The sequence below is a fragment of the Streptomyces zingiberis genome (assembly GCF_012034935.1).
GTDB classification, from domain to species: Bacteria; Actinomycetota; Actinomycetes; order Streptomycetales; family Streptomycetaceae; genus Streptomyces; species Streptomyces zingiberis.
In genome coordinates this window covers 58,029-70,036 of the sequence record NZ_JAATEN010000029.1, presented here as the reverse complement: position 1 = coordinate 70,036, position 12,008 = coordinate 58,029, and the positions used below count along the sequence as shown (strand labels likewise).

The window sequence follows — 12,008 nt, the reverse complement described above, 5'->3', positions numbered from 1 at the left end:
GGAGGAACGCCGCCTCGTCGGTTACGTCGTCGCCGAGGGGGCCGAGGGGGTCGACGCGCAGAAGATCCGCGAGTACGCGGCCTCCGTCCTGCCCGCCTACATGGTCCCGGCGGCCGTGCTGACGCTGGGCGCCCTGCCCGTCACCGCCAACGGCAAGCTGGACCGCCGGGCCCTGCCCGCTCCCGACCTGGCCGAACGGGTGTCCGACCGCAGACCGCGCACGGAGACCGAGGAGAGGCTGTGCCGTGTCTTCGCCGACGTGCTGGAGCTCGAACGGGTCGGTCCTGGCGACGACTTCTTCGAACTGGGCGGAGACTCCGGACTGGCCATGCGGCTCGCCGGGCGCGTCCGCGAGGAGTTCGGCGCCGAGCTGGCGATCCGCCAGTTCTTCGGTTCACCCACCCCGTCCGGGGTGGCCCGGCTGCTGGCCACGAAGGCACGCCCCGTGCTCCGCCCGGCGGACCGGCGGGACGGCGTGAACGGCGCGGCGGGAGCGCAGGACGTGGCAGGCGCCGCCGGCGCGGGCCCGGCCGGGGTCCCCCTCACCGCTGGGCAGCTCGGCACCTGGCTGAGATCCCGGCTCGGTGACGAGGCAGGCGTCCACCGCCTCTCCGTGGCGCTCCACCTCGGCGGGGACCTCGACCGGGAGGCCCTCCACGCGGCGCTGGGCGACGTCGCGGCCCGTCACGAGATCCTGCGGACGACGTTCGACGGGGACCGGGCCGGTGATCTGCGCCAGCGCGTCCACGGGGTCGCGGGCGCCCGCCCGGCGCTCGCCGAGACCCCGGCGACGGCGGACGGGCTGCCGGAGCTGCTGGCCACCCACGCCGGGCGCGAGTTCGATCTCGCCCGGGAGATGCCCTGGCGGGCGCAGCTGTTCACCCTCGGCGCGACCGAGCACGTCCTGCTGCTGGTGGTGCACCGGATCGCCGCGGACGACGCCTCCCTGGACCTCCTCGTCCGCGACCTGGCCACCGCCTACGGCGCACGCCGCGAGGGCCGGCTGCCCGAACGGGCCCCGCTGCCCTTGCAGTTCGCCGACTACGCGCTGTGGGAACGCGAGCTGCTGGCGGGTGAGGAACGGCCGGACAGCCTGGTGAACGACCAGCTCGCCTACTGGAAGGACACCCTCGCCGGCCTCGGCGCCGAACTGGACCTCCCCGCCGACCGGCCCCGCCCGCCCGTGGCCTCCCACCGGGCCGGTTCGGTGCCGGTCCGGGTGGACACCGGCCTGCACGCCCGGCTGGTGGACCTGACCGAGGAGGCCGGGGCGACGACCTTCGACGCCGTCCAGGCCGCCCTGGTGGTGCTGCTCGTCCGGCTCGGCGCCGGTACCGACGTCACCGTCGGGACCCTGGTGCCACGCCGGGACGAGCCCGATCTGGAGTCCCTGGCCGGCCCGTTCGCCGGGCCGCTCGCGCTGCGGACCGATGCCTCCGGCGACCCCTCCTTCCGGGAACTGCTCGAACGGGTCCGGGACGCGGGCCAGGAGGCCCGGGCCCATCGCGACGTGCCCTTCGAACGGGTGGCGGACGTGCTCGGGCTGCCGCCGTCCCTCGCCCGCCACCCGGTGTTCCAGGTGCTGCTGGAGGTCGGCGACAGCGTCGAGGAGCCCTGGGACCCGTGGGAGCTGCCCGGGCTGCGCACCACCCGGACGGGGGCGGGGCCGGAGGCCACCGAACTCGACCTGGTGTTCGGCCTCACCGAGCGGTACGCCTCCGACGGCGAACCGGCCGGCATCGAGGGCCGGCTGCGCTATGCCACCGAGCGGTTCGACGAAACCACCGCCGGGGCGCTGGCACGGCGGCTGACCCGGGTGCTGGAGCAGGTCACGGCCGACCCCGAACTGCCCTTGAGCGCGGTCGACGTGCTGCTCGACGCGGCCGAGCACCGGCGCCTGGCCGAGGCGGGCGCCGGCCCGGTGGCGCCGCCCCCGGTGGTCACCGTCCCCGCGTCGCTGGCCGCGCGGATCGCCCGCACGCCCGATGCCGCCGCCGTCACCGGCCCGTCCGGCCCGGTGAGCTACGCCCGGCTGGACGCCGCGGCCGGCCGGCTGGCCCGGCTGCTGGCCGGCCGGGGAGCCGGCCCGGAGCGCGCCGTCGCCGTGGCCCTGCCGCCCGGGGTGGCGCTGGTGACCGCCGTACTCGCGGTGTGGAAGGCCGGGGCCGCCTGCCGGCTCCTCATCGCCGAGGACCCCCTCCCGGCGGGGGACGGGGCGGAGGACGGCGGCGGAAACGGCACGCCGGCCACCGGCCCGCGGACCGTCGCCCTGGTGTGCGACGCGGACACGGCCCGCCGGGTCCCCGGCGGGACCACCCTCCCCGTCCTCGTCGCGGACGCGCCGGAGACGCCCGGGCCGGACGGCGCGGCCCCGGCGCCCGGGCCGGACCGCGCGGCCCCGGATCCCGCCCCTGCGCCGGCGCCCGGGCCGGACCGCTTCCCGCTGCCCGGGCACGCCGCCCTGCTGCTGCCCGCCCGCGACGGCGAGACCGCGGTGGTCGAGCACCACGCGCTGGCCTCCCAGGTCGCCCACCGTGCCGCGACCTGCGGGCGGCCCGGGACCGTGACCGTGCTCGATCCGCGCGCCCCGCTGCCCGGCCTGCTGGTCCCGCTGCTGGCGGCGCTCACCGCGGGCGACGGCGCACGGTTCGGCGCACCCGGCGCACCCGGCGCGGACGGCCCGGCCCCGGAACCCGGTGTGCCCGCGGTGGCCTGCCACGGCGGTGCCGAGACGTCCGGCGCCTGGCTGGAGGGCACCCCGGGGACCCTGGGCCCGGTCACGGGCGGCCCGGACGCCCCGCACGGGGGTGTCCCCGTGCGGAACACCCACGCCCATGTCCTCGACGAGCGGCTGCGTCCCGTGCCCCCGGGCGCCGTGGGCGATCTCTACGTCGCGGGGGCCCCGCTGGCCCGCGGCTACGCCGGGCGGCCGGCGCTCACCGCCGGCCGGTTCGTCGCCAGTCCGTTCGGGCCGCCCGGGGCGCGGATGCTCCACACCGGCGAGCGCGCGGTCCGCTCCGCGGCCGGCACGGTCGCCCTGCGCCCCGCCGTACGGGGCACCGCACGCCGCGCCACCACCCGCGGTGACCTCGGTGTCCTGCTGCCCCTGCGCCCCGAGGGCCCGCTGCCCCCGCTGTTCTGCGTACACCCCGGTATGGGCCTGAGCTGGGGCTACGGGGTGCTGCTGCCCCATCTCCCGCCCGAGCTCCCGGTCTTCGGGATCCAGGCGCGCGGGCTGGCCCGGCCCGAGCCGCTGCCGCGGAGCATCGAGGAGATGGCGGAGGACTACGCGGAGCAGATCCGCGCCGTCCAGCCGGCCGGCCCGTACCACCTCCTGGGCTGGTCGATCGGCGGCGTCATCGCCCAGGCCGTCGCCGCCCGGCTGGAGGAACAGGGGGACCGGGTGGCGCTGCTGGCGCTGCTCGACGCCTACCCGGGCAGCGTCGCCACGTCGCGTTACCGCGGCGAGGAGGGGCGCACGGAGGACGGCTACGCGGAGCTCCGGCGCGAGGAAGGGGCCATGGCGGACCTCTACCGCTCCACCGGGATGAACGACCGGGTCCGGGCGAACCTGGAGAAGGTGCTGCGGAACATGTCCGGGTTCGCGCCCGGCCACAGCCCCCGGCCCTTCGGCGGCGATCTGCTCCTCTTCGTCGCCACCGGCGGCCGGACCGCCGCTGCCGCGGACACCGCCCCGGGTGAGGTGGGGGAGCGCTGGCGTCCCTACATCCGCGGCGGGATCGAAACCCACGAGGTCCCCGCCGGCCACTACGAGATGCTGCGTCCCGAGCACGCCGCGGAGATCGGCCGAGTCGTCGCCGCGAGACTGCGGACGGCACCGACCGCCCCGGGCGACGCCCCGGCCGCTCCCGGGAGCGAGCCCGAGAACAGCCCCTGAGACGACGCGCGGAACAACGCGCGACGGCAGGGCGTCCCGCCCGCGGAACCGGAATTCCGGAGGCCCGGAAATCCGGAAAGCCGGCAGGAAGGGCCACACGGAAAGAGAATGCCGGCGTCCCGGCCGGAACCGGAATCACCGGGTACGGCATTCCCCCGGCCCGCGCGGCCTGTCACGGAACCGTATTCCGTACCCCCCGGGGACCGGGAAATCCCGTTCCCGCACCACACCGAAAGGATCACGTCATGACCAACCCGTTCGACAACGAGAACGGAACCTTCCTCGTCCTGGTCAACGACGAGGGCCAGTACTCGCTGTGGCCTTCCTTCGCGGAGCGGCCCGAGGGGTGGACCGTCGCGCTCGACGAGGGGACCCGCGCCGAGTGCCTCGCCTTCGTCGAGGAGAACTGGACGGACATGCGCCCCAAGAGCCTCGTCGAGGAGATGGAGCGGGAGGAGGCGGCGGCGCCGTGAACGGCGCGGAGCGGCGCGCCGCCCCCTCGCCCACGGGCCGCCGCGCGGGCCGTCCCCCGGCGGAAGGGCACCGGTGGACACCGAGACCCTGGTGACGGTCGCCATCGGCGACCTCGCGCTGATCGTTCTCGCCTCGCGGCTGCTCGGCGCGCTGGCCCGCCGCTGCGGCCAGCCGGCCGTCATCGGGCAGATCGCCGCGGGCATCGCCCTCGGGCCGACCCTGCTCGGGCGCCTGCCCGGCGACCCCACCACCTGGCTCTTCCCGCCCGGGGTGCTGCCGTATCTGACGGTCCTGTCGCAGATCGCCGTGGTCCTCTTCATGTTCGTGGTGGGGTACGAGACCGACTGGCGCCAGCTGCGCCGCGGCGGGCGGGCGGCGGCCACCGTCGCGGTGTGCGCGCTGCTGGTCCCGGCGGGGATGGGGGCCGGGGTGGCCGGGCTGTTCCCCGGCGCGTTCGGCGCCGTCCGGCCGGACGGCGCCGACGGCCGCACCTTCGTGCTCTTCATGGCGGTGGCGGTGTCCGTCACCGCCCTGCCGGTGCTGGCGGCGATCGTCCGGGAACGGGGCCTGGCCGGCACCCCCGAGGGCACGGTGGCCACCGCCGCCGCGGGGCTGATGGACGTCGTCGCCTGGCTGGTGCTGGCCGGTGTGCTGGCCGGCGCGGGGCACGCCGCGGCCCGCCCCTGGACCGTGACGCTGCTGCTGATCAGTGGGTTCACCCTCGTGATGGTCCTGGTCGTCCGGCCGGTCCTGGGCCGGTGGCAGGCCCGGTCCGCCGCGGGCGGGCCCCACCAGCTCACCGCCGCGCTGGCCCTGGCCCTGGGCAGCGCCTGGGTGACCGCGGGCCTCGGCCTCCACCCGGTGTTCGGCGGCCTGCTCGCCGGGCTGGCGATGCCCCGCCGGGGCGGCGTGCCGGAGGCCGGGGTGCTGCGGCCGATGGAGCAGACCGCCGGGCTGCTGCTGCCGCTGTTCTTCGTCACCACCGGACTGTCGTTCGACATCGGCACGGTGGACGGTGACGGGGCCCTGCTGCTGCTCCTGGTGGTGGCGGTGGCCGTCACCGGCAAACTCGTGCCCGGCTACGCCGCGGCGCGGCTCGGCGGCCTGGACCGCCGCCCGTCGGCGGTGGTCGCCGCGCTGGTGAACACGCGGGGGCTCACCGAACTGATCGTGCTGAACGTGGCGCTGGAGGCCGGGGTGATCGGCCGGGACCTCTTCACCGTCCTGGTGCTCATGGCGCTGATCACGACGCTGATGACGGGGCCCCTGCTCACCCTGGTGGAGCGGTGGCAGGGCGGAGCCGGCGGCCCGCCGCCGGACCGCCCGCCGGGGCGGAGACGTGACCGCGGCGGCGGTGACCGGCCGGGGGACCGGCGCGGGACGCCCGAAGGGGTGGCCGGCCCCGCCGCGCCCGCGGTTCCCCCGCCACCGGGAGCCGGTCGTCCGTGACGGTGGGAGCGGGCGCCCTTCCGGGAAATCCCGGAAGGGGGCCGGGCCGGGAAAAGGGGGATGCGGTATTCCACCGGAAGCGTCTCACGCGGCGGGAAACCGCGGGACCGTGCGCGGTTGGACGCCTTGACTCCCCGGTGGCGGAATTCCAGACTCATTCACGCACCGTCGAGGAAAAGCGCGTGAGGGCAGAGCGGAACGGGCCGGGAAGGGAATGTCCCGGCGGACCGGACGAGGGGAGGGATGGCCTTGCGGGATTCCGAGGAAGAATTCGATGTGGTGGTCGTCGGCGGGGGGCCGGCCGGGTCGACGGCGGCGGCGCTGACGGCCATGCGGGGACACCGGGTGCTGGTTCTGGAGAAGGAGTTCTTCCCCCGGCACCAGATCGGCGAGTCGCTGCTGCCGGCGACGGTGCACGGCGTCTGCCGCCTCACCGGGGTGGCGGACGAGCTCGCGAAGGCCGGCTTCATGCGCAAGCGCGGCGGCACGTTCAAGTGGGGCGCCAGCCCCGAGCCGTGGACCTTCTCCTTCTCGGTCTCCCCGCGCATGACGGGACCCACGTCCTACGCCTACCAGGTGGAACGGTCCCGCTTCGACGAGATCCTGCTGAACCACGCGCGCCGCGTCGGCGCCGAGGTGCGCGAGGGCTGCACGGTGCTCGACGTCGTCGACGACGGCGAGCGGGTCCGCGGGGTCCGGTACACCGACGCCGAAGGCCGCGAGCGCCGCGCCCTGGCCACGTTCACCGTGGACGCCTCCGGCCACCGCGGCCGCCTCCACCAGCGGGTCGGCGGCCGGCGGGAGTACTCGGAGTTCTTCCGCAGCCTCGCCCTCTACGGCTACTTCGAAGGCGGCAAGCGGCTGCCCGAGCCGAACTCCGGCAACATCCTCTCCGTCGCCTTCGAGAGCGGCTGGTTCTGGTACATCCCCCTCAGCCCCTCGCTGACCAGTGTCGGCGCGGTGGTCCGCCGGGAACTGGCGGAGAAGATCCAGGGCGACCCCGACGAGGCGCTGAGAGCCCTGATCGCCGAGTGCCCGCTGATCGAGGAGTACCTGGCGGGCGCGCGGCGCGTCACCACCGGCCCCTACGGCAAGCTCCGGGTCCGCAAGGACTACTCCTACCACCACACCACGTTCTCCCGCCCCGGGATGGTCCTCGTCGGCGACGCCGCCTGCTTCGTCGACCCGGTCTTCTCCTCCGGCGTCCATCTCGCCACGTACAGCGCCCTGCTGGCCGCCCGCTCGGTCAACAGCGTCCTCGCCGGGCTGGTCGGCGAGGAGGAGGCGCTGGGCGAGTTCGAGTCCCGCTACCGCCGCGAGTACGGCGTCTTCTACGAGTTCCTGCTCTCCTTCTACGAGATGCACCGCGACGAGAACTCCTACTTCTGGCAGGCGAAGAAGGTCACCCGGGCGGAACGGCCCGAACTCCAGTCCTTCGTCGAGCTCATCGGCGGAGTCTCCTCCGGCGAGCGGGTGCTGACCGACGCCGAGGTGCTCGCCAAGCGCTTCCGCACCGGCTCGGCGGAGTTTGCCGAGGCCGTCGGCGAACTCGCCGGCAACCCGGACGGGAGCATGGTGCCGCTGTTCACCTCCTCCGTGGTGCGCGAGGTCATGCAGGAGGGCGGACAGGTCCAGATGCGCGCCCTGCTCGGCGAGGACGCCGAGCCCGAGGCCCCGCTGTCCCCCGGCGGTCTGGTGCCCTCCCCGGACGGCATGCTGTGGCTGCCCGCCCAGGGCGCCGGGAAGTAGGGGGCGGGCATGGCACGGCCCTCGGAGGTCTCCCCGCACAACCGGCGGGACCGGCTGGACCCGCTGCCGGAACTCGGCCGCGCGCACCGCGTCACCCCGCTCCCCGGGGATGGGCCCGGAGCGGCCCCGGGCTGGCTCGTCACCGGGGCCGAGGAGGTGCGGGCCGTCCTCGGGGACGCGGAGCGGTTCTCCACCGCCCTCGCCGCCGGCGGCGGGGACGGCCGGCGGCCCGCCCAGCCGGGCAACCTCATCCAGTACGATCCGCCGGACCACGCCCGGCTGCGGACGATGCTCACCCCCGAGTTCACCCACCGCCGGATGCGCGCCCTCGAACCCGCCGTGACCGGCATCGTCGAGGACTGCCTGGACGCCCTGGAGAAGGACGGCCCCCCGGGCGACTTCATGCGCCACGTCGCCTGGACGGTGCCCGGCCTGGTGATGTGCGAGCTGTTCGGCGTCCCCCGCGACGACCGGGCCGAGCTGGCCCGGGTCCTCAAGGTCAGCCGCCCGGCCTTCCGCGGCCGGCGGCTCCAGGTCCAGGCCGGCGCCGCCTACCTCGCCTACATGGCCCGGCTCGTCGCGCGCAAGCGCCGCGACCCGGGCGAGGACCTGCTGGGCCGGATCGTGCGCGACCACGGGCGGGACATCGGCGACGAGGAACTCGTCGGCCTCAGCGCCTTCGTCATGGGCTCCGGCGTGGAGAACATGGCCAGCATGCTGGGCCTGGGCGTGCTCGCCCTGCTGGAGCACCCCGCGCAGCTCGCCCTGCTCCGCTCCCGGCCCGGCCTCACCGAGCGGGCGGCCGAGGAACTCATCCGCCACCTTTCCGTCATCCCCACCGCCTCACCCCGCGTCGCCCGCGCCGACGTGACCCTGGCCGGACGGGAGATCAAGGCCGGTGACCGCGTGGCCTGTTCCCTGCTGGCGGCCAACCGGGTACCGGCGCCCGGAGCGGATCCCGGCCGGCTCGACATCACCCGTGAGCCCGCCCCGCACCTCGCCCTGGGGCACGGCGTCCACCACTGCGTGGGCGCCGCCCTCGTCCGCATGGAGCTGCGGGCCGCCTACCCGGCGGTGCTGCGCCGCTTCCCCGCGCTGCGCCTCGCCGTCCCGCCGGAGGAGATCCGCTTCCGCCCGCAGGCCCCGTACGGCCTGGACGCCCTCCCCCTCGCCTGGTAGGTGCCGTGACCTCCACCGGATCCCCGCCCGTGTACACCCGCCGGGACCGCTTCGGTCCCGCCGCGGAACTGCGCCGGCTCGCCGCACGGGCACCGGTCACCCGGATCGACGTGGGTCCCGGGACCGGCGGCGTGCCCGTCTGGCTGGTCACCGGCCACGCCGAGGTGCGCCAGGTCCTCGGCGACCACGTCCGCTTCTCCACCCGGCGCCGCTTCGGCTCCCCGTCCGGGGCGCCCTCCGGTGAGCGGCCCGACGCGATGGTCGGCCAGCTCATGGACTACGACCCGCCCGAGCACACCCGGCTGCGGAAGATCCTCACCCCCGAGTTCACCGGGCGCCGGATACGGCGTCTGGAACCCCTCGTCGAACGGATCACCGGCTCCTGCCTGGACGCCGTGGAACGCGCCGGGCCCCCGGCCGACCTCATGGCACGCTTCGCCACGCCGCTCGCCGGCGGGGTCCTCTGCGCACTCCTCGGAGTGCCCCGCGACGACCGCGCCGGCTTCCTCCGCCGCTGCCACGCCTTCCTCGGACCCACCCGGAGCCGGCAGCGGCGGGCCGACGCCGGCGAGGCCCTCTCCCGCCGGCTCGAAGGGATGGTGCGCCGCGCCCGGGCCACCCCCGACGACGGCTTTCTGGGCGCCCTCGTCCGCGACCACGGCGAGGAGGTCACCGACCGCGAACTGCGGGGCGTCTGCGTGCTGCTGGTCCTCGCCGGCCTGGACAACGTCTCCGGGATGCTCGGCCTCGGCACCCTCGTCCTGCTCGGCCACCCGGAGCAGCTCGCCGCGGTCCGCGACGACCCGGAGGCCGTGGACGGTGCCGTCGACGAACTCCTGCGCTATCTGACGGTGCCGCACGCGCCCACCCCGCGCACCGCGCTGACGGACGTCACCGTCGGCGGGCGGCTCATCCGCGCCGGGGAGCACCTCATCTGCTCCCTCCCCACGGCCAACCGGGACCCCGCCCTGCTGGAGGGCCCCGACCGGTTCGACATCACCCGCGAGCCGGCCCCCCACCTCGCCTTCGGCCACGGCGTCCACCACTGCCTGGGCGCCGCGCTGGCCCGGCTGGAGCTGCGGATCGCCTACCCGGCGCTGCTGCGCCGCTTCTCCCGGCTCGCCCTCGCCGTTCCGGCCGGGGAGGTGCCGTTCCGGGCCCACGCCCTCGCCCACGGCGTCGAGACCCTGCCGGTGACCTGGTGACGGCCGGCCCCGGCCGGCCGGCGGGCGGCGGCTCTCCGGGACGGAGGGGAGGAGGGACGGGAGGCGCCCGGTGACCACCGCGGATCCGCGGGCGGCGCGGACGGCGTGAGCGGAGCGGACGGAGCGGACGGAGCGGACGGAGCGGACGGCGAGCAGCACGAGCAGCACGACCAGCACAACGAGCGCGAGCGGTACCGGCAGCACGAGGGGCACGGAGAACACGAAGGAGAAGCACATGGAGAGTTCAGCGGCGTGCCCGGACACGCGCGCGGCGGTGCGGGAGACCGTCGCACCGCTGTGGTGTGAGGCGCTCGCCGTGGAGTCGGCGTCCGACGAGGACGACTTCTTCGCGCTCGGTGGCCACTCCCTGGCCGCACTGCACATGATCGGTGCCGTGGAGGACGTCTACGGGCTGGAGCTGAACGGCACCCGGGACATCTGGGACCACCCCACCCTGGGCGCCTTCGTGACGATGGTCGCCGGCCTCGTGGCGAACCACCGGCCCTCCGGACCGGACGGCCCGGCCGGACCGGACGGCCGCGCGCCGGCCACCCCGGCCGCCGGCACCGGCGCCTAGGCGGCGGAGATGACCGGGGACTGTACCGCCACCGGGCTGCTGCCGGCGCTCCACGCCGGCGCGGCCCGGATCGAGGTGGCCGGCGAGCGGCTGGCGGGCGGCGAACTGGCCGCCGCGGTGGGCGGGGTGGCCCGCGAGGTGAGCGGGGCGCGCCGGGTGGCGGTCACCGCCCACCCGGAACTCTCCACCCTCGTCGCGGTGGCCGGCGTCCTGGCCGCCGGCGCGGCGGCCGTCCCGCTCACCCCGGCCGCCGGGCCGGCGGAGCGCGAGCACATCCTCCGCGACGCCCGGGTGGACCTCGTCCTGGACCGGCCCGCACTCGTCCGCCGTGGGGACCCGCCCCCCGACCCGCCGCCGGACGGGGAACCGGCGCTCATCCTCTACACCTCCGGTTCCACCGGACCGCCGAAGGGCGCCGTCATCCCGCGCCGCGCGATCGCCGCCAACCTCGACGCGCTGGCGGGGCTGTGGCGGTGGACCCCGGAGGACCACCTCGTCCACGCCCTGCCCTTCTCCCATGTCCACGGGCTGGTGTTCGGCGGGCTCGGCCCGCTCCGCCTCGGCTGCTCCCTCACCCACACCGGCCACTGTCTGCGCGCCGTGCCCGGCGGCACCCTGTACTTCGGGGTCCCGGCGCTGTGGGGCTCGCTCGGCGCGGCCGACCTCGCCGAGCTGCGCGCGGCCCGGCTGCTGGTCTCCGGCGCCGACGTCCTGCCCCGCAGGGTGGCCGAGCGCGTGCACCACCACTGCGGACACCACGTCCTCAACCGTTACGCGATGACGGAGACCCTGGTCATCGCCTCCCCGCGGGCCGAGGACACCCGGGTGCCGGTCGATCCGCGCTCGGTGGGGCGTCCCCTGCCGGGCACGCGGGTCCGGCTGGCCCCGCACGGCGCGGAACCGGGGATCGGGGACGGTGCGGAACCGCGGGCCGGGTGCGGCGGAAGCCGGGCTGGCGCGGGCGCCGGGGAACGGGCGGAGGCCGGTGGCGAGATCCTGGTCCGTGGCGACGGCCTGTTCTCCGGCTATCTGGGGCGCGGCCCCGCCACGGGCCCCGGCGGCTGGTTCGCCACCGGGGACCTGGGGGAGTGGCTGCCCGACGGCACCCTCCGCGTCACCGGCCGCGCCCACACCGACCTGATCAAGAGCGGGGGCTACCGGGTGGGCGCGGGTGAGGTCGAGGACGCTCTCCTCGACCATCCGGGCGTTGCCGAGGCGGCCGTCCTCGGCCTCCCCGACGACCGGCTGGGACAGCGCGTCGCCGCCTGGGTGGTGACGGGCGGCCGGCTGGACCGGGCGGAACTCACCGCCTTCCTCGCCGCCCGGCTCGCCCCGTACAAGCTGCCGCAGGAGATCCACACCGTGGAGGCCCTGCCCCGCAACGCCCTCGGCAAGGTTCTCAAGCGCCGGCTGGCCGCGGAGCGCCGTAGCTGACGGCCCGGCCGGCCTGCTGTCCGTCCGTCCGGGCCGTCCGCCC

8 protein-coding genes are annotated in these 12,008 nt (G+C 76.2%); all 8 read left to right on the top strand.

Translation table 11 applies throughout. The annotated features are described in order from the left end of the window. Nucleotides 1–3,898, top strand: a 3,898-nt coding sequence (locus tag HCK00_RS25340; RefSeq protein WP_168104365.1) for a condensation domain-containing protein, incomplete at its 5' end; no start/stop codon positions are given. Between the two features lie 245 nt (nucleotides 3,899–4,143). Next, entirely contained in the window at nucleotides 4,144–4,371 is a 228-nt protein-coding gene (locus HCK00_RS25335) for an MbtH family protein (RefSeq protein ID WP_168104364.1), read from the top strand. A gap of 73 nt (nucleotides 4,372–4,444) precedes the next feature. After that, nucleotides 4,445–5,821: a cation:proton antiporter gene (locus tag HCK00_RS25330; protein WP_168104363.1), complete on the top strand. Its 1,377-nt coding sequence runs from the start codon at nucleotides 4,445–4,447 to the stop codon at nucleotides 5,819–5,821. A gap of 249 nt (nucleotides 5,822–6,070) precedes the next feature. Further along, nucleotides 6,071–7,570, top strand: a complete 1,500-nt coding sequence (locus HCK00_RS25325) for a tryptophan 7-halogenase (RefSeq protein WP_277348310.1) — start codon at nucleotides 6,071–6,073, stop codon at nucleotides 7,568–7,570. A 9-nt stretch (nucleotides 7,571–7,579) separates the two neighbouring features. Next, nucleotides 7,580–8,749 (top strand): cytochrome P450, encoded by a 1,170-nt coding sequence (locus tag HCK00_RS25320; protein ID WP_168104361.1) that lies wholly within the window; start codon nucleotides 7,580–7,582, stop codon nucleotides 8,747–8,749. A 5-nt stretch (nucleotides 8,750–8,754) separates the two neighbouring features. Beyond that, nucleotides 8,755–9,954 carry a cytochrome P450 gene (locus HCK00_RS25315; RefSeq protein ID WP_168104360.1) on the top strand — a complete coding sequence of 400 codons (1,200 nt, stop codon included), beginning with the start codon at nucleotides 8,755–8,757 and terminating at the stop codon, nucleotides 9,952–9,954. A 235-nt stretch (nucleotides 9,955–10,189) separates the two neighbouring features. Then, complete coding sequence (locus tag HCK00_RS25310) at nucleotides 10,190–10,531, top strand: acyl carrier protein (protein ID WP_168104359.1); 342 nt, start codon at nucleotides 10,190–10,192, stop codon at nucleotides 10,529–10,531. A 9-nt stretch (nucleotides 10,532–10,540) separates the two neighbouring features. Continuing rightward, complete coding sequence (locus tag HCK00_RS25305) at nucleotides 10,541–11,965, top strand: AMP-binding protein (protein ID WP_168104358.1); 1,425 nt, start codon at nucleotides 10,541–10,543, stop codon at nucleotides 11,963–11,965. Nucleotides 11,966–12,008 lie beyond the last annotated feature (43 nt).

Coding starts and splice junctions, on each gene's coding strand:
- HCK00_RS25335 (WP_168104364.1), top strand. CDS start 4,144: ATGACCAACCCGTTCGACAACGAGAACGGAACCTTCCTCGTCCTGGTC.
- HCK00_RS25305 (WP_168104358.1), top strand. CDS start 10,541: ATGACCGGGGACTGTACCGCCACCGGGCTGCTGCCGGCGCTCCACGCC.
- HCK00_RS25310 (WP_168104359.1), top strand. CDS start 10,190: ATGGAGAGTTCAGCGGCGTGCCCGGACACGCGCGCGGCGGTGCGGGAG.
- HCK00_RS25320 (WP_168104361.1), top strand. CDS start 7,580: ATGGCACGGCCCTCGGAGGTCTCCCCGCACAACCGGCGGGACCGGCTG.